Consider the following 17303-nt stretch of genomic DNA (forward strand, 5'->3'; position numbering starts at 1 on the left):
TTAATTGGCTGTGGACCTCGTATTCCCAATAAACCCCCCCCAATAGGGTTTTGGCGCGGGGGCGGGGTTGGTGTGTGTGTGGGCGTTACCACCCCCCCCCCCCCACACCCGAGGCCGGCGCCCTACCGCCACTCGACCTCGATGCCGGCCAGCCCCGGACCGGCGTCGCTGAAGAAACCACTGGTCACGCCACCCATGTCGAGCGGCAGCTCCTCGGACTCGACGGGCACGGCGTCGTCGCGCGTCCGGAACTGCCGGGTGCAGCGGGCCGGCAGCGCGCCGAGCGCGAACTTCAGCTGCACCAGGTAGCTGGAGCACTGGTCCCGCAGCATCCGGAAGTACCCGGGCGACGCGGTGCCGGAGTCGTCGCGGACCTCGAAGCAGAACACGTGGATCTCGCCCTCGGCGAGTTTCCGGTCGAAGAGCAGCTCGGTGGCCATCGTCTCGGCTTCGGCGTTGCGCCGGATCCGGCCGACGCGGCAGCCCTCGGCGGTGATCAGCTCGACGTCGGCGATATTGCAGCCGGGGTCGCCGTTGTAGACGGTGACGTACCGGTCCGGGCCGTGGCGCCGTGCCCGGCACACCAGCCGGGTCTGCAGACCGACCTGCCGGTGTGCGGCGTCGAAGGTGATCGTGTCGTGCACCGCGAGCATCTCGAGGTCGGCGTTGTAGCGGTTGGACGACGGGTACGCGCCCAGTTCGGCCAGCAGCTGGTCGACGATCGAGCCCATGTCGCCGGAACGGATGTCGTGGAACGACGCGGCCATCTGATGCCCGCGCGCCCGCGCCGTCCGCGGCCCGATCAGCACGACGAGCGCGTCCGCGGGCAGTTGCAGCACCGATTCCAGCGCGCGTACCGCCGGGAGCGCCTTGGGTACCTCCGGCTGGCGTAATCCGCGTTGCCAGTAGCTCAACGTCGACTGTCCGATTTGGACGCCGCGGAGCCCGAGGTGGGCGCGGAGGCGCGCGAGGGAGAGGCCGCGGTAGGCGATCGCCTGGCGGAGCGCGTGGTGGAATTCGCCGCTGCGGAGGGCCTCGACGAGTTCCTTGGGCAAGGCTTCGAGCGGTTGACGGCGCGCGCCGTCGATGATCGTCGGGGTGTCCCCGTCTCGTGTCACCGCTCGTCCCTTCACCAGACCAGTGTGTGCGCTGAGCGTGAACACCGCGGAACGTTCACGTTAGCAGCGCACTGTGAACACTACGTCCCCCGTTCGGGGTGGTTGACCCCGGAAGAGTGACCGTTCCGGGGTGTGGAAACGCCCCGGAACGGTCCGTTCCGCCGAGTGCCCATCTTGCTCTGCGTGAACCTTCTGTTCACCGTTGTGACCACATTGGTTCGCCATGGTGACCAGGAGGCCCGTCGTGCCTGTGTTCTCGAGGAGGGTTCGCGCCGCCGGCGCCGCGAGTCTCGTGGCGTGGCTGGCGATCCAGACCCCGGCGAGCGCGCTGCCATCGGCGCCCGCCGCCCGGCACCCGATCGCCATGCAGGCGCAGGAAAAGTCCCAGTGGTGCTGGGTGGCTTCCGGTAACACCATCGCGGCACACCACGGCGTCACCGTCACCCAGAACGAATTCTGCCGGATCGCTCACGACGAGCGACGCCGGGAGTGCGCCGACGAGCCGGGAACGCTGGGCGACGTCCGGCGCGCCTTCGGCAAGCTCGGCTTCTCGGCCCCGGGGAACTACGTCAAGGGCCGCATCCCCTTCGCCGCCGTCCAGGCGCAGACCGGCGACGGCAAGCCCGTCCAGACGCGGGTCGGCTGGGCCTCGGGCGGCGGCCACATGCACGTCCTCTACGGCGCCGAGGCCGGCCGGAAGTGGGTCTCGTGGGGGGATCCACTGCCCACCGGCAACCGCTACAACTGGTCGACCTACGACTTCTACTCGGCCAACAAGTCCTTCACCTGGACCCACACCCTCACCGGGATCCGGCGATGAGCGCGCGGCGGTTCCTCGGGCTCGCCGGGCTGGTCGCGGTCGCGCTGGTGATCTCGGCGCCCGGAGCGCGCGCGGACCAGCTGACGGGTGAAGATCTCGCGGCCGCGAAGGCGGCTGCCGACGATCCCACGCTGCGTGCGGAGATCGGCCGCTTCTTCACACAGACGGGTGGTTCGAGCCAAGCGCCGTCGGTCACCGTCATCGACGCATCCTTCCCGGTTTACGAGCTTTCGAGGGATTTCGTCGCCGGTGACGGCGCGATCGCCGGGCGGCTCGCCTACGTCGCGGTGCCGGTGACGGCGTCCGACGGGCAGACCGCGACCGTGTGGTCCGTCCGCGGTGACGACGGTGCCTGGCGCGTCGGCAACATCGCTTCGGGGGACCGGGAAAGCGAACTGGCGCGGCGGTTGCCCGCCGGTGCGACGCTGCTTCACGAACCCCAGGTCGACGCCTGGTACGCGCTGCGCGACGGCCGGGTGACGCTGCTCGACTCGGGTGCCAGCGGCTACGCGGCCGGTGCTTCGGCCACGCTCGCGGAGTACCAGAAGACCGTCTCGGGTCGATATGGCGACATGCTCGCGAACTCGCCGTACGCCCAGGAGGGCAAGGCAGGCGGCTACAACGCCCAGGTGATGCCCCGCGGCGACGGCGGCCCCGCGCCCGACGCGCAGGACACCGGCTTCGTCCCGCTGCTGATCTTCGGAGGCTTGCTCCTCATCGGTGTCGCCGGCTTCTTCCTGCACTCGAAGAAGCGCGTCCCCTAGCGGACCGGTGGGCCGGACGTGAGCTGACCCGTCTGGCCCGCCGGTCGACCACGGCGCTTTAAGGTTATGTCCGTGGGACGACTCGTGGTGATCGAAGGCCTGGACGGCGCGGGCAAGCGCACGCTCGCCGACGCGCTGACCGGCGCGCTGAACGCGGCTGGGGCGAGCGTCACGTCCATCGCGTTCCCCCGGTACGGCGAAAGCGTGCACGCCGACCTCGTGAAGGAAGCGCTGCACCGAGGGCACGGCGATCTCGCGGACTCCGTGTACGGCATGGCGTTGCTCTACGCGCTCGACCGCCGCGGCGCGGCCGATGAGATCCGCGCGCGTCTCGGCGATCACGACGTCGTGCTGCTCGACCGGTACGTCGCGTCGAACGCCGCGTACGGCGCCGCCCGGCTGCACCAGGGCGCGGACGGCGAGTTCGTGCGCTGGCTGAAGGAATTGGAGATCGACCGGTTCGGCCTGCCGGTTCCCGTCGCGCATCTGCTGCTCCGGGTCACCGCCGACGTCGCCGCCGGCCGTGCGCAGCGCCGCGCGGAGAGCGACGCCGACCGGGCGCGGGATTCCTTCGAGACCGACGACGCGCTCCAGAAGCGCTGCTCGGTGGTCTACGACGAACTCGCCGCGACGGGCTGGCTCGCGCCTTGGCACGTCCTCGACGGCGTCGCCGGTGTGGACACCGCTGCTCTCGCCACCGAACTCCTCCGCGTTTAGTCCTCTGAATGCGGTCCTTGCGCGTGCAACTACCGCATTTCGTCCTCTAAACGCGTGAGAAGCCAGGAGTGGAACTCGCCGATGTGGTGCTCCGACGGCATGAGCACCCCGCCGCCGCGGTAGGCACGGGACGCCATCGCGGGCTGGCAGCGTTCGCAGGCGTCGAAGTCCTGCAGGTTGACGCGGTGGAACAACTCCACCGACCGTGACACGTCCCGCCCCGACACCACGACCTCCTCCGAATAGAGCCAGTCGCATTCGACGACCGTCCGGTCCGGCGCGAGCGGGTACATGCGATGGAAGATCACGTGGTCCGGCACCAGGTTCACGAACACCTGCGGCCGGATGGTGATCGCGTAGTACCGCCTGTCCTGTTCGGTCGCGACGCCGTCGAGCCGGCCGAAGCCCGAACCGCCGTCGATGGTGAACCCGTCGACGTCCTCGCCGAACTCGGCGCCGTGCCCGACGTAGTACTGCGCCGCGTACCCGCCGGCGAACTCCGGCAGCACCTCGGTCAGTTCGGGATGGATGGTCGCGCAGTGGTAGCACTCCATGAAGTTCTCGACGATCAGTTTCCAGTTCGCCTTGACGTCGTAGGTGATCCGGCGTCCGACCGAGAGCTTTTCGAGGCTGTAGCGCTCGATCGACTCCAGATCGCCCAGCCGTTCGCGCACCGCGCCTTCGACGTCGACCTCGAACGACGGCGGGTCCGCGGCGAGGCAGACCCACGCGTAGCCCAGCCACTCCCGCAGGTGCACGGTGTGCAGCCCGTACTCGGAACGGTCGATATCGAGGAGGTTCGCCAGGTTCGGCGCCGCGATCAGCTTGCCGTCGAGCCCGTACGTCCAGGCGTGGTACGGACACTGGAACGCGCGTTTGACCGTGCCGGACCCTTCGGTGCACAGCCGGGCGCCGCGATGGCGGCAGACGTTGAGGAACGCCCGCAGCCCGCCGTCCCTGCCTCGGCTGACGAGCACGCTCTCCCGTCCGATTTGGACGGTCCGGAAGTCGCCCGCCGACGGCAGATCCGCCGACCGGACCGCGCAGAACCAGGCGCGTTCGAAGATCTTTTCCTGCTCCGCCGAGAAGATCGCGGGATCGGTGTAGTAGCCGCCACCCAGCGTGGGGATGAGACTCGTCATCTCGCGACTCCGGCGAACCGGGCGGGGTCGAACAGGGCGATCGGATGCGCGGTGGTGCCGTCCACGACGAGGTCGGCGAGGATTTCGCCGACCACCGGGACGAATTTGAAGCCGTGCCCGGAGAATCCGCAGGCGACCACCACCCGCTCGTGCGCGGGATGGCGGGAGATGACGAAGTGTTCGTCGGGCGTGTTCGTGTACATGCAGGTCGCTCCGCGCAGGAACGCGCCGGGCAGTGACGGCATCTTCCCGCCGACGAACTCCGAGATCTCGCGGACCTCTTCGGCGTGCACCGTCCGGTCGATGGTCTCGGGCGTGCAGGTCTCACCGCCGCGGAAGAACGCGACCTTCACGCTTTCGCCATCGTGTGAGGGGAAACCGTAGAACTGCCGGCCGCCCTCACCCTCCCAGACGTAGATCGGATGCCGTCCGGCGCGGAACGGCTCCACCCCGCCCGATGGCGCGAACCAGTACTGGACCTGGCGTTCGACGGTGAAAGCGATCCCGAGTTCGGTGAGCAGGTCCGGTGCCCAGGCGCCGGGGCAGACCACCAGCTGTTCCGCCGTGTAGAAGTTCTGCGACGTGCCGACCCGGACACCGGTGGCCGTCTCCCGCCACGAAAGGACCTCCTCCTCGTGGCGCAGCTCCGCCCCGGCCCTCGCGGCGAGCTGGAGATGCGCCGCCACACTGCCTTCCGGCACCACGAAACCGGCGTTCTCCTCGTACAGCGCGATCTCGTGCTCGGCCGGGTTCATCGTCGGGAACCGGCGCCGGATCTCCGCCGCGTCCAGCAGTTCGTGCGGCAGCTCCCATTTCCGCGCGCTGGCCAGGCTGCCCGACACCGTCCGCGAATCGGGGCCGCCGAGCATGATGCCGCCGCAGCGCGTGAAGATCTTCCGGCCGGAGTCGCGTTCGACGCCGTCCCACAGTTCGTGCGCGCGGAGCAGGAGGGGGACGTACGCGGGATCCTCGAAGTACGCCTGCCGGGTGATCCGCGAGCCGCCGTGGCTGGACCCGAGGTTGTGCACGGGCGCGAACCGGTCGATGCCCAGTACCCGCTGTCCTCGCCGGGCGAGCCGGTACGCGGCGGCACTGCCCATCCCGCCGAGACCGATGACGATGACGTCGTAGTGGCTCATGCGGCGCTCCTGATCCGGGTCATGCCGGGGTCGAACAACGGCTCGCTCGTGACGACGGTGGGGATCCGCTCGCCGAAGTACTCGATCTCCAGCGGCCTGCCCGGCTGGGTGAACTCGACCGGAAGCCAGGCGTAGGCGATGTTCTTGCCGATGGTGTAGCCGTACGCGGCGCTCGTGACGTACCCGGCGGGGCGGCCGTCGGCGAACACCGGTTCCTTGCCGAGTACGACGGAGTACGGATCGTCGACGGTGAGACAGGTCAGCTTCCTGGTGACCGTGTCCTCCGAACGGCCCGCCAGCGCGTCCCGGCCGATGAAGTAGCCCTTGTCCATCCGCACGGCGAAACCGAGACCGGCCTCGTACGGATCGTGCTCGGCGGTGACGTCCGTGCCCCACAGCCGGTAGCCCTTCTCCAGGCGCATGCTGGAGAAGGCCTCCCGCCCGGCGGCGATGATCCCGTGCGCCTGCCCGGCTTCCCAGAGCGTGTCCCACAATTCCCGGCCGAGGTCGGCGCTCGTGTACAGCTCCCAGCCGAGTTCGCCCACATAGGACAGTCGCATCGCGGTCACCGGAACATGGCCGACGTACGCCTGTTTCGTCTTGAAGTAACCCATCGCGCGATGCGAGAAGTCCGTTGTGGACAGTGGCTGCAGGACGGCTCTCGCGAGCGGGCCCCAGAGCCCGATACAGCAGGTGCCCGGCGTGGTCTCGTGGATCTGCGCGGCGCCGTCGCCGGGGAGATGGCGCCGGAGCCAGTCGATGTCGATGGCGCTGTTGACGCCGACCTGGAACCGTTCGGTGCCGAGCCGGGCGACGGTCAGGTCGCTGCGCACGCCGCCGTCCTCGTCGAGCAACAGCGTGTACGTGACCGAGCCGGGCTTCTTGTCCAGCTGGTTCGTGGTCATCGTCTGCAGGAACGGCAGCGCGCCGGGGCCGGTGACCTCCACCCGTTTCAGTGACGTCATGTCGAACATCGCGACGCGCTGCCGAGCCACCAGGGCTTCGGCGCCGCCGATCGGCGACCAGTATCGTGCGGCCCAGTCGTTGCGCGCGGGGACGCGGCCGACCTCCGGGAGGTCCGCGTTCGCCTCGTACCAGTGGGGACGTTCCCAGCCGCTCGCTTCGAGGAAGAAGGCGCCGAGCTCGGCTTGCCTTTCGTAGAAGGGACTTGTCCGCAGCGGCCGCGGTTCTTCCATGGGCTGCAAGGGATGGACGATGTCGTAGACCTCGGCGAAGCTCTGGCAGCTACGCGCCATGACGTAGGCCGGGGCCAGTCGCACCCGTTCGAACCGGGCGAGATCGCAACCGTGCAGATCCGCTTCGGGCGTGCCGTCGACGAGCCACTGCGCCATGGCCCGCGCGACCCCGGCCGAATGCGTGATCCAGACGGCTTCGGCGACCCAAAACCCTTCGAGGGCGGGATGTTCGCCCAGCAGCGGCATGCCGTCCGGGGTGAAGGAGAACAGGCCGTTGACGCCTTCCTCGACCTTGGTCTCGCCCAGTGAGGGCAGCAGATCGACGGCGGCGGTCCACGACGCTTCGAAGTCCGCCGGGGTGAACGCGAGTTCCGATGGCATCCCCTCGCCGGCGCCGATCTCGTTGGCGGGCAACGGCATCGGCCGGTGACCGTACGCGCCGATGCCGATCCGGTCGCCGTGTTCGCGGAAGTAGAGGTCGGCATCCTGATGCCGCAGGATCGGCCTCGTGGCCTCCTCCGTCACGCCGGAGAGCGACGGCAGGGGACTGGTGCGCGCGTATTGGTGCGCCATCGGGACCAACGGGATCGTGAGGTCCACGAGTTCGCCGACCACCGGCCCCCACATCCCGGCGCACGAGAGCACGATGTCCGCGCGGAAGCTCCCGGTCCCGGTGGTGACACCGGTGACCCGGCCGCCCGACTGCTCGACGCGGACGACCTTCTGCCGCGAGAGGAACCTCGCGCCGCGCCCGATCGCGCGGCGGGCCTGTGCCTCGGCCGCGCGGAGGGGATGGGCCAAGCCGTCGGAGGGGATGTGGAACCCGCCGAGCACCTTGGCCGGATCGAGCAACGGATGCAGCGCGGCGCATTCGCCGGGATCGATAAGCCTGCTCTCGACGCCCGACGCGGTCGCCCAGCCGTGCCGCCGCTGCAGGTCGGCGAGCCGTTCCGGTGTCGTGGCCACCTCCAGCCCGCCGACCGGCCGGAAACACGGGTTCCCGTCGAGGTCGAGCGCGCCGTATTTGGCGACGGTGTACCGGGCGAACCCGGTCATCGTGCGGCAGGCGTTGGTCTGGAAGACCAGACCGGGCGCGTGCGAGGTCGACCCGCCGGTGGCGAACAGGTCGCCCTGTTCCAGCACGGTGACGTCGGTCCAGCCGCGTTCGGTGAGTTCGTCGGCGAGCGCGCAGCCGACGATGCCTGCTCCGATCACGACGACGCGGGGTCCTGTGGGCATGGTGAGGGGTACCTCCTGCCTGCCCGGAGAGTCCACAAAGGACGCTCGGGCATCGGGGTGACCGGCGCTGTTGCGGATGAGGCACATTGTTCCGTCTTCAGCAACAAAGTGCGGCACACGCGGGCGCGCTGTCAAGAGCCGAAGAGGTCGGCCTCTTCACTCCGCGAAATACCCCAGCTGCGCAGAAAGATCCGCCGACGCCTCGGTCAGCGGCCGCACGATCTGCCGCACCCGCTGTTTCGAAAGCCGGTACGACGGGCCGGAAGCGCTCATCGCCGCGACGACGTCGCCGCCGGGACCGCGCACCGGCACCGCGACCGCGTGCATCCCCAGCTCCAGCTCCTCGAAGCAGGCCGCGTACCCGTCCTCGGCGACCCGCTCCAGCTCCGCGGTCAGCTCGTCCGGATCGACCGTGGTCCGCGGTGTGAACCGTTCGAGCTTCCGCCGGAGCAAGCGTTTGCGCTCGACGTCGCCCAGGTACGCGAGCAGCACCTTCCCGCTGGACGTCGCGTGCAGGGGAGTGCGCTGCCCGGTCCAGTTCTGCGTGGTGATCGCGGCCGAGCCGCGGGCCTGGCTGACGTTGATCGCGACGCCGTCGTCGGCGATCGCGATGTTGACCGTCTCGCCGAGCGTTTCCGCCAGGCCCTGGCAGGTCCGCCTGCCCAGTTTCGCCAGGTCCATCCGGCCGGTGGCGGCGCCGGCGAGCCGGACGACGCCGAAACCGATCGCGTATTTGCCGCGCTCGCCGAGCTGCTCGACGAGGCCGCGGTTCTCCAGGACGCTCAGCAGGCGGGAGGCCGTCGACTTGTGCACGCCGAGCTCGCCCGCGATGTCGGTGATCCCCGTTTCCCCGTTGCGCGCCAGCAGTTCCAGCACGCTGATCGCGCGGTCGACGGACTGCACCTGGCTGGGCGTTGCGTTCCCCGCTTCCTGGTTCCGCATGACGCAACAGTAGCCGTTTTGCCCGCATCCGCTCGGCTGAGTGGGCGAATCCCTTGACGCATCGGCCCCTCGGGGGTGATTGTTGCGCAGAGCACGTCCCGTCTCGTAATACGCAACATCAACAAACCGTCGGTCCTTTCCCCGGAGGCCCCGATGATCCGTGCCTGCTCCGTCTCCGAACTGCCCGAAGGCGAAGCCGTCCGCTTGGCGGGTCCCGTGCCCGTCTCGGTCTTCCATTCCGAGGGCGCGTATTACGCGCTCGACGACACCTGCAGCCATCAGGACGCGTCGCTCGCCGACGGCTGGATCGAAGGCTGTTACGTCGAATGCCCGCTGCACGCCGCGCGGTTCGATCTTCGGACCGGTGCCCCGGACTGCCTGCCCGCCAAGAACGCCGTGCGCACGTACCCGGTCGTGGTCGCCGACGGAGTGATCTACGTGGACACCGAGGTGCGGCAGGACGTCGCTTGAGAAGCGTCGCCGTCGTCGGCACCTCCCTGGCGGGACTTCGCGCGGCACAGGAATTGCGCGCCAAGGGCTTCGACGGGCGGCTGGTGATGATCGGCGCCGAACCGCCGTACGACCGGCCGCCGTTGTCGAAGGATTTCTTGCTGGGCAAGGTTTCCGCCGACGACATCGCGCTCGCCGGGCAGGACGATCTCGACGCGCTGGACGCCGAATGGCATCTCGGCGTCCATGCCGGGAAGCTCGGCCGCGACGGCGTGACACTCGGCGACGGCACCACGATCGCCGCCGACGGCTACGTCATCGCCACCGGCGCGGTGGCCAGAACCCTTGGCGCGGCAAGGAATCTGACCGGCGTCCAGACGTTGCGGACACTCGATGACGCGGTCGCGCTGAAACGCGCTCTCGCGGCGGGACCTTCCTCGGTCGTCGTCATCGGCGCGGGCTTCATCGGCGCGGAGGTCGCGTCCGCGTGCCGTCTGCTCGGCCACGAAGTGACCGTGGTCGAGGCGATGCCCGTGCCGCTCGCCCCCGTTCTCGGCGCGCGGATGGGCGCGGTGTGCGGGGAACTGCACGAGGAGAACGACGTCCGGCTGATCACGGGCGTCGCCGTCGCCGGATTCGCCGGGGCCGCCCGGGTCACCGGGGTGCGGCTCGCCGACGGTCGTGAGCTCCGCGCCGATCTCGTCGTCACCGGAGTGGGGGCGCGGCCGGCCACCGAATGGCTGACCGGTTCCGGGCTCGCCGTCGACGACGGGGTGCTGGTCGATTCCGGCTGTGTCACAGCGAATCCCCGAGTGATCGCGGTGGGTGACGTCGCTCGGTACCACTGCCCGCTGCGTGGCGTCCGGGTCCGCGCCGAACATTGGACGGCGGCCGGCGACCAGCCGGGTGTCGCGGTCGCGAACCTGCTCGCCGGCGCGACCGTCACGCATTTCGCACGACACGGTTACTTTTGGTCCGATCAGTACGGACGGCGGCTCCAATTCGCCGGAGTGGCCACGGAAGACGTGCGGATCGTCGAAGGCGACACCGCGTCGAAGCGGTTCGTCGCGACCTATCACCGCGGCGACGTCCTGGCCGGTGTCTTCGCGATCGACTCCCCGAGGCCGTTCACCAGGCTCCGACGTGCGCTCTAGAGGCCGAAGACCCTACTCGGATGGAGCAATTTGCCCGATTCGATGATCTTTCTGGTGGTCACATCGCCGGGTCGCGCGCCCGCACGGGGAAACTAGTGCGAACATAGGTTTATGAAGGCACGTGTTCTGGTCGTCGACGACGACCCTGCTCTCGCGGAGATGCTCACCATCGTGCTGCGTGGGGAGGGGTTCGACACAGCCGTCGTGGCCGACGGCTCACGGGCGCTGCCCGCGCTTCGTGAGCTGAAACCGGACCTGGTCCTCCTCGACCTCATGCTGCCCGGCATGAACGGCATCGACGTCTGCAAGGCGATCCGGGCCGAATCCGGCGTGCCGATCGTGATGCTCACCGCCAAGAGCGACACCGTGGACATCGTCCTCGGGCTCGAGTCGGGTGCCGACGACTATGTGGTCAAGCCCTTCAAGCCGAAGGAACTCGTGGCCCGCGTCCGCGCCAGGATGCGCCGCACCGAGGCCGAGCCCGCCGAGTCGCTGACGATCGGCGACCTCGCGATCGACGTCCCCGGCCACGAGGTGACGCGGGAGGGCAAGGCCATCCCGCTGACCCCGCTCGAGTTCGACCTCCTGGTCGCGCTCGCCCGCAAGCCGCGTCAGGTGTTCACCCGCGAGGTGCTCCTCGAGCAGGTGTGGGGCTATCGCCACGCCGCCGATACCCGGCTGGTGAACGTCCACGTCCAGCGGCTGCGGTCGAAGGTGGAGAAGGACCCCGAGCACCCCGAGGTGGTGTTGACCGTTCGCGGTGTCGGGTACAAGGCCGGCCCGCCGTGATCACCCCATGAGCGGACGCTTGCGAAGGCTTGCCCAAACCACGATGCGCCAGTTCCGGCGCATCGTGGTTTTCGTGCGCCGCAAGGTCGTCTCGTTCAACGAACTGTGGCGGTATTCGCTGCAGTTCCGGGTCACCGTGTCCACGCTGGCGCTGTCGTCGGCCGTGGTGTTCGTGCTGGGCATGGTGCTGCAGAATCAGATCACCGATCGGCTGGTCGAGACCAAGCAGAACGCGGCGATCGCCCAGACCAGGGCGGTCGTCGAGACCGCGGCCGCCGAGCTGGTCGGTGTCGGCACCGAGAGCCCGGAAGCGCTCACCGCGCGGATGACCAACGCGCTGAAGAAGATCTCCAGCACGACGTCGTCGCAGGACGGCGCGGGATCGACGGCAGGCACCTTCGAGCCGGTACTTGCCGCGGGCGGCCGCGACCAGTCCAGCAAGCCGGTGGCCGCCGGCCCCTACGACCGGGTGCCGGTGCGGCTGCGGCAGTTCGTCGAGACCGAGCAGCTCAGCTACCTGACCCACACGGTCACCGAGGCCGACGGCGGCAAGACGACGTATCTGATCGTCGGCGCGCCGGTGAGCACGATGATCAACCCGCTCCAGCTCTACCTGCTGTATCCGCTCACCAGCGAGCAGAACACCGTCTCGACCGTGCAGAACACGCTGCTCGTCGGCGGGCTCGTGCTGCTGCTCCTGCTGGCCGGGATCACGAACCTGGTCACCAGACAGGTGGTCCGGCCGGTCCGGCAGGCCGCCGCGGCGGCCGAACAGTTCGCCGGCGGAGACCTCGACCAGCGGCTCGCCGTGCTCGGTGAGGACGATCTGGCCAAACTCGCCGTGTCCTACAACGAGATGGCCGCGAGCATCCAGCGGCAGATCCGTCAGTTGGAGGAGTTCGGCGGGCTGCAACGCCGGTTCACCTCCGACGTCTCGCACGAACTGCGCACCCCGCTGACCACCGTCCGGATGGCGGCCGACGTGCTGCACGCGTCGCGCGAGCAGTTCCCGGCCGGGCTCGCCCGCTCCACCGAACTGCTGGTCGACGAGCTCGACCGGTTCGAGGCACTGCTCGGCGACCTGCTGGAGATCAGCAGGCTGGACGCCGGTGTCGAGGAACTCTCCGCCGAGCTGATCGACGTCCGGCCGATCGCGACCAGGGCCGTCGAACAGGTCCGGGTGATCGCGGGCAACGCGGGCAGTTCGGTCGAGCTGGTCCTGCCGGACGAGGAGGCGCCCGCCGAAGTCGACGCGCGCCGCGTCGAGCGGATCCTGCGCAACCTGCTGGCGAACGCGGTGGACCACAGCGAAGGGAATCCGGTGGTGCTGACGCTGGCGGTCAACGAGACCGCGGTCGCCATCACCGTGCGGGACCGCGGCGTCGGGCTCCGGCCGGGCGAGGCGGAACTGGTGTTCAACCGGTTCTGGCGCGCCGACCCGTCCCGTAACCGCCGGACCGGCGGCACCGGTCTCGGCCTCGCGATCAGCCAGGAGGACGCCCGGTTGCACGGCGGCGTGCTCGACGCCTGGGGCGAGACCGGCCACGGTGCCTGCTTCCGGCTCGTGCTGCCGCGGCGGCAGGACACGCCGATGGGGGAGAGCCCGCTGGTGCTGCCCCCGCCCGATCACAAGGCGACCGACACGCACGGGTCGTCCGGACTGCTCGAAGTCCGGCCCGCGCCCGACGCGATCCTCGCCGAGCCCGAGGAGGTCGGCCGGTGAAACGGCTGCTGTCCCTGCTCGCGGTGTTCCTGCTGGTCGCAGGCTGCGCGAACATCCCGCTCGAATCCCAGCCCGTCGTCGTCTCCGGGGACAAACCCGGGCAGGCGCCGGCGGACGTCCCCGAGCCCGCCGCCGGGATCGACCCGCTGACCGTCACCCGCCAGTTCATCCGCAACTCGGCGGCGCCGGGCACGGCGAGCGCCGCCGCGCGGGTCTACCTCGACGACGACGCCCGGCGAAACTGGAGGCCGTCGCCGGGGCTGACGATCATCGACGACACCTTCGGCACCGTTTACGACACCGCGTCCTCGACGGGGAACCCGGACGAGCAGGTGGTGAACGTCCGCGGGTTCAAACTCGGCACCTTGAGCCCCGACAGCGCGTTCCTGCCGGTGAAGGCGGAGTACTCGCAGCAGTTCAAGCTGCGGAAGCAGCAGAACGGTCAGTGGCGGATCGTGGACCCGCCGCAGGAACTCGCCGTCACCGACGAGGACTTCGCGATCAACTACTTCCGGGTGCCGATCAGCTTCTATTCGCCCGACTCCGGCACCTTCGTCCCCGATCTCCGCTACGTCGCGGCGAAACCGCAGGCCGGACTGCCCGGCCGGGTGATGGACCTGGTGCTGCAGGGCCCGTCGGAAGGGTTGAAGGGCGCGGTCAAGGACCTGCTCGGCGACCAGGTCACCATCGAAAGCAACGTGCGCAGCACGGACGACGGGACACTGGACATCAACCTGACCGGGGTCGGCGGGGCCAGCCTCGTCGACCGGAACCTGATCGCCGCGCAGATCGTCCTCTCCCTGCAGACGGTGACGCTGAGCCGGGTCCGGCTGCTGGCCGACGGCACCGCGCTCGTGCCGGAACACGAATACTGGCGCGCCAGCGAACTGCCCAACTACAACGTGGACATCGCGCCCAACTCGGAGCTCCTGGGGCTGATGACCGTGAACGGGCGGGTCCGGTCGCTCGGCGACGGGCAGCCGGTCGGCGGGCCCGCGGGCAACGGCGGGTACAAGGTCGTCAGCGCCGCGCAGTCCGTCGACGGCAAACGGCTCGCCGTGGTCGAAGAACGCGACGGCAGGCAGTGGCTCCGGGTCGGCGACCTGGGGCACGACCTCGCTTCGGTGGACCTGTTCGGCGGCAGCCTGAGCCGCCCCACCTGGCGTCCGGTCGCCCGCGGCGGCGGAGTCTCCGGCGAGGTCTGGACGGTCGTCGACCACAACACCGTCGCCAGGGTCACCCTGGCCGCGGACGGCCGCTGGGTGAAGGCCGGTGTCGACGCGACCATGCTCACCGGGCTGGGCCAGATCACCGAACTGCGCCTTTCGCGGGACGGGTCACGGCTGGCCGCGGTGGTCAACGGGCAGCTGGTGGTCGCCTCGATCGTGCGGACGGCGGACTCCGTGGCCCTGAGGGCGCCGCGAAAACTGCAGGAACGCGATCTCAAGGACGTCGTCGACGTCGACTGGTCGACCCAGGACCACCTGATCGCCGCGACGTCGTCGACCTCGCTGCCGGTGGTCAAGGTGCCGCTGGACGGACAGCGGATGGACCCCTTCAGCGGCTCGAACCTGACCCCGCCGGTGCACGGCGTCACCGCGGCGCCGAGCAGGCCGAACCTGGTCGCGGACGCGGGCGGGCTGTGGGTCGCTTCGGAGCTGGGCGAGGTCTGGCGGCCGCAGGCGCACACCGTCACCGACGCGGACCCGTTCTACCCGGGCTGAGCTTTTCGCTTCGGGCTCGGGCGGGGCGCTTCGTGGTGCAATGTGCCACCTCACTCCGTTCGCTGCCCGGCGGGAGCAAGGGACCTTTAGTACCGCTAGCTTTCCTAGCGGCGCTAGCGAGCGCTGCGGGAGTCCGTGAAGGCCTCCTTGAGGGACCCAGAGTCCCTCAAGGAGTCCTTCACGGACCGAGAACAGGTCATCAACGGTCCCCTGAGGACGCGAAGTGTCCAAAGCGGACCCCTCACGACCCGACGGGACCCGGAACTGTCGTAGCCCCGCACGACACTCGCCCCATGTCCAAGATCCTGGATCTCCTCATCCCCGCCCGCTGCGCGTCCTGCGGGGCGCCGGGCGCGCCTTGCTGCGCAACCTGTCAGACCGCTTGGGGCTCGCTCAGCGAGATCATCCGCGGCCCGACGGCCGGTCTCGTACCCGTCTACGCCTTGGCCCCCTACGCCGACGACGCCCGCCGCCTGATCCTCGCCTACAAGGAACGCGGCCGCCGCGACCTGGCCCCGTCCTTCGGGCAGGCCGTCGCCGAAGCCCTCTTCCAGCTCCCCGAGCCGGAGGCGGAACCCTGCCTCGTCCCTGTCCCCTCGAGACGGTCCGCCTCCCGTGTCCGAGGCGGACCGCACGTCCGGCGCGTCGCCGAGGAATGCGTGAAAGCCTTGTCGGGCAAGGGAAAATCGGCGACGGTCGCGCCGGTCCTCAGGCTGGGGTCCGGCGTCCGCGACGCGGTGGGGCTCACCCGGGCCCAGCGGTCGGCGAACCTCGACGGCCGCATCCGCCTGGCCGCGGGACCTTGCCGGGAGAAGGTCGTTCTTCTTGACGACGTGATCACAACCGGAGCGACCGCCGCCGCTTGTACGCGCTTTTTGGACTTAAGCGGAATTCACGTTTCGGCGGTGGTAGCGCTGGCCGCCGCCGGGTGATCGGAAGGTCACCTACAAGAGTGATGAATGATCGGGAACGGGAATGGGTACATGGGCGTTGACGGGATATGAGGGACCTTCTGGGGAACACTCCGACAGCCCGCCACTCCACCGGGGTGGCGGCGGATTCCCTCGGGGCCGGTGGCCTAGGCACCCTCCGCATTTTCCTGTCCGAAGGCTTGCGCCGTCCGCGTGAAAACAAATCACGGGGACGACGCCCGACAAGCCGGATTGTCCCGCTGGCCACAGCGTCTTCGTCGCGTGCGGTGACGAGGTCTCACGTCCTGATATCCCCCGGCTCGGGGGCTGTTGCTCGGGGCGTGATGCAGCTAACGTGCAGCGCTATCAGCAATCCCGGCAGGCAGGGAGGTGACCAGCCCATGTCCCTGGCGCCGGAGCCGCGCTGAGTCCGCGCTCGGACATCCGACACGAGACGTCGTGACCGTATGCCGAGTTCCCTCATCGCCCGCGATCCGGGCTTCGTCCCCGCTTTACCGGCGCCCTAGTGAACACATCTACAGCTCGCAGTCATTTCAGCGAGGGAGGTCGTGTATGGACATCGTCGTTAAGGGCCGCAACGTGGAGGTGCCCGACCACTATCGGGCACTCGTCAGCGAAAAGCTGGCCCGGCTAGAGCGCTACGACAAGAAGGTCATCCGGTACGACGTGGAGCTCTTCCACGAGCCCAATCGCCGTCAGTCGAAGAACTGCCAGCGTGTCGAAATCACCGGTAAGGGCCGAGGCCCCGCCGTACGCGCCGAAGCGTGTGCAGGCGACTTCTACGCAGCGCTGGATTCCGCACTGAACAAGCTCGAGAACAGGTTGCGGAAGACACACGACCGCCGGCGCGTGCACTACGGCCGCAGCCGCCCGGAATCCGTCGCCGAGGCGACTTCGATGGCGGCCGCCGGTGGAACCACCGAAACCCGACATCTGGCGGGTACCGCTGTACTCGAGGCGCCGGAGGCCGAACCCATGGCCAACGGTTTCGCCGTCGAGAGCGGTGACTTCGAGATGCCCCAGCAGCAGCGCTGGGATGACGGGGTGACCGAACACCAGCCCGGTCGCGTCGTCCGCGAGAAGAAGCATGACGCGGAGCCCATGACGGTCGACCAGGCTCTCTACGAGATGGAACTGGTCGGTCACGACTTCTATCTGTTCAACGACTCCGACGCCGGGTGCCCGAGCGTCGTCTACCGGAGGCGAGGCTTCGACTACGGCGTCATCCGGCTGAGTTAGCCGGCCCCTACGTCCAGACGGCGGCCCGCACGCGTCCCGTGCGGGCCGCCGTCATGTCCGGATCAGGCGGGACGCACCCCCGTCGCGTCAGGTACCGACCGACGGTGCGTGCGCGAACACCGAGGTGTTCCCTACGATGGGGTCGGACGGTGGTGCGTTACCCGGCACCACCGCGGACGAGATTGCCCGGGACCGGCTCGGGTGCGATCACAATC

At 69.2% G+C, this 17303-nt stretch carries 15 protein-coding genes; 10 read left to right on the forward strand and 5 right to left on the reverse strand.

Annotated features, from left to right (window positions below):
- Positions 1-122: 122 nt before the first annotated feature.
- Complete coding sequence (locus tag ACIRGA_RS29475) at positions 123-1118, reverse strand: hypothetical protein (RefSeq protein WP_400946907.1); 996 nt, start codon at positions 1116-1118, stop codon at positions 123-125.
- 250 nt (positions 1119-1368) lie between these two features.
- Here ACIRGA_RS29475 and ACIRGA_RS29480 point away from each other — a divergent pair, with 250 nt between their 5' ends.
- From ACIRGA_RS29480 to ACIRGA_RS29490, 3 genes are all read left to right on the forward strand, one after another.
- On the forward strand, positions 1369-1938 hold the full coding sequence (locus tag ACIRGA_RS29480; protein WP_400947057.1) for a papain-like cysteine protease family protein: 570 nt from the start codon (positions 1369-1371) through the stop codon (positions 1936-1938).
- Positions 1935-2702 (forward strand): hypothetical protein, encoded by a 768-nt coding sequence (locus ACIRGA_RS29485; RefSeq protein ID WP_400946910.1) that lies wholly within the window; start codon positions 1935-1937, stop codon positions 2700-2702. The genes ACIRGA_RS29480 and ACIRGA_RS29485 overlap by 4 nt, the downstream gene beginning before the upstream one ends.
- Before the next feature lie 84 nt (positions 2703-2786).
- Positions 2787-3419 (forward strand): dTMP kinase, encoded by a 633-nt coding sequence (locus ACIRGA_RS29490; protein ID WP_400947060.1) that lies wholly within the window; start codon positions 2787-2789, stop codon positions 3417-3419.
- A 29-nt stretch (positions 3420-3448) separates the two neighbouring features.
- Here ACIRGA_RS29490 and ACIRGA_RS29495 read toward each other — a convergent pair whose 3' ends face one another.
- The 4 genes from ACIRGA_RS29495 to ACIRGA_RS29510 form a co-directional block, all read right to left on the reverse strand.
- The gene (locus ACIRGA_RS29495; protein ID WP_400946912.1) at positions 3449-4561 is read right to left on the reverse strand and encodes an aromatic ring-hydroxylating dioxygenase subunit alpha; all 1113 of its coding nucleotides are present in this window, start codon (positions 4559-4561) and stop codon (positions 3449-3451) included.
- Entirely contained in the window at positions 4558-5700 is a 1143-nt protein-coding gene (gene solA / locus ACIRGA_RS29500; protein ID WP_400946914.1) for an N-methyl-L-tryptophan oxidase, read from the reverse strand. The genes ACIRGA_RS29495 and solA overlap by 4 nt, the downstream gene beginning before the upstream one ends.
- A complete protein-coding gene (locus ACIRGA_RS29505; protein WP_400946917.1) occupies positions 5697-8135 on the reverse strand; it encodes an FAD-dependent oxidoreductase in 2439 nt (812 codons plus the stop codon). The genes solA and ACIRGA_RS29505 overlap by 4 nt, the downstream gene beginning before the upstream one ends.
- Before the next feature lie 156 nt (positions 8136-8291).
- Positions 8292-9077, reverse strand: a complete 786-nt coding sequence (locus ACIRGA_RS29510) for an IclR family transcriptional regulator (protein WP_400946919.1) — start codon at positions 9075-9077, stop codon at positions 8292-8294.
- Between the two features lie 153 nt (positions 9078-9230).
- Between ACIRGA_RS29510 and ACIRGA_RS29515 the strand changes: the two genes are divergently transcribed.
- The 7 genes from ACIRGA_RS29515 to hpf all read left to right on the forward strand — a co-directional run bounded on the left by ACIRGA_RS29515 (position 9231) and on the right by hpf (position 17088).
- Entirely contained in the window at positions 9231-9548 is a 318-nt protein-coding gene (locus ACIRGA_RS29515; RefSeq protein WP_037341010.1) for a bifunctional 3-phenylpropionate/cinnamic acid dioxygenase ferredoxin subunit, read from the forward strand.
- Positions 9545-10681: an NAD(P)/FAD-dependent oxidoreductase gene (locus tag ACIRGA_RS29520; protein WP_400946922.1), complete on the forward strand. Its 1137-nt coding sequence runs from the start codon at positions 9545-9547 to the stop codon at positions 10679-10681. The genes ACIRGA_RS29515 and ACIRGA_RS29520 overlap by 4 nt, the downstream gene beginning before the upstream one ends.
- A gap of 111 nt (positions 10682-10792) precedes the next feature.
- Positions 10793-11470 (forward strand): MtrAB system response regulator MtrA, encoded by a 678-nt coding sequence (gene mtrA / locus ACIRGA_RS29525; RefSeq protein ID WP_005150760.1) that lies wholly within the window; start codon positions 10793-10795, stop codon positions 11468-11470.
- A 43-nt stretch (positions 11471-11513) separates the two neighbouring features.
- The gene (mtrB, locus tag ACIRGA_RS29530) at positions 11514-13193 is read left to right on the forward strand and encodes an MtrAB system histidine kinase MtrB (RefSeq protein WP_400947063.1); all 1680 of its coding nucleotides are present in this window, start codon (positions 11514-11516) and stop codon (positions 13191-13193) included.
- The gene (locus ACIRGA_RS29535) at positions 13190-14917 is read left to right on the forward strand and encodes an LpqB family beta-propeller domain-containing protein (protein ID WP_400946924.1); all 1728 of its coding nucleotides are present in this window, start codon (positions 13190-13192) and stop codon (positions 14915-14917) included. The genes mtrB and ACIRGA_RS29535 overlap by 4 nt, the downstream gene beginning before the upstream one ends.
- Positions 14918-15210: 293 nt before the next feature.
- Complete coding sequence (locus ACIRGA_RS29540) at positions 15211-15849, forward strand: ComF family protein (RefSeq protein ID WP_400946926.1); 639 nt, start codon at positions 15211-15213, stop codon at positions 15847-15849.
- Between the two features lie 552 nt (positions 15850-16401).
- Complete coding sequence (gene hpf, locus ACIRGA_RS29545) at positions 16402-17088, forward strand: ribosome hibernation-promoting factor, HPF/YfiA family (protein WP_400946928.1); 687 nt, start codon at positions 16402-16404, stop codon at positions 17086-17088.
- Positions 17089-17303 lie beyond the last annotated feature (215 nt).

It is taken from the genome of Amycolatopsis sp. NPDC102389 (genome assembly GCF_044765885.1).
In the GTDB taxonomy this organism is placed as follows: domain Bacteria; phylum Actinomycetota; class Actinomycetes; order Mycobacteriales; family Pseudonocardiaceae; genus Amycolatopsis.

What these genes read in the sequence shown, in the direction of transcription:
- ACIRGA_RS29510 (WP_400946919.1), bottom strand. Translation starts at nt 9,077, where the DNA reads ATGCGGAACCAGGAAGCGGGGAACGCAACGCCCAGCCAGGTGCAGTCC.
- ACIRGA_RS29485 (WP_400946910.1), top strand. Translation starts at nt 1,935, where the DNA reads ATGAGCGCGCGGCGGTTCCTCGGGCTCGCCGGGCTGGTCGCGGTCGCG.
- ACIRGA_RS29540 (WP_400946926.1), top strand. Translation starts at nt 15,211, where the DNA reads ATGTCCAAGATCCTGGATCTCCTCATCCCCGCCCGCTGCGCGTCCTGC.
- hpf (WP_400946928.1), top strand. Translation starts at nt 16,402, where the DNA reads ATGGACATCGTCGTTAAGGGCCGCAACGTGGAGGTGCCCGACCACTAT.
- ACIRGA_RS29515 (WP_037341010.1), top strand. Translation starts at nt 9,231, where the DNA reads ATGATCCGTGCCTGCTCCGTCTCCGAACTGCCCGAAGGCGAAGCCGTC.
- ACIRGA_RS29505 (WP_400946917.1), bottom strand. Translation starts at nt 8,135, where the DNA reads ATGCCCACAGGACCCCGCGTCGTCGTGATCGGAGCAGGCATCGTCGGC.
- mtrA (WP_005150760.1), top strand. Translation starts at nt 10,793, where the DNA reads ATGAAGGCACGTGTTCTGGTCGTCGACGACGACCCTGCTCTCGCGGAG.
- mtrB (WP_400947063.1), top strand. Translation starts at nt 11,514, where the DNA reads ATGCGCCAGTTCCGGCGCATCGTGGTTTTCGTGCGCCGCAAGGTCGTC.
- solA (WP_400946914.1), bottom strand. Translation starts at nt 5,700, where the DNA reads ATGAGCCACTACGACGTCATCGTCATCGGTCTCGGCGGGATGGGCAGT.
- ACIRGA_RS29495 (WP_400946912.1), bottom strand. Translation starts at nt 4,561, where the DNA reads ATGACGAGTCTCATCCCCACGCTGGGTGGCGGCTACTACACCGATCCC.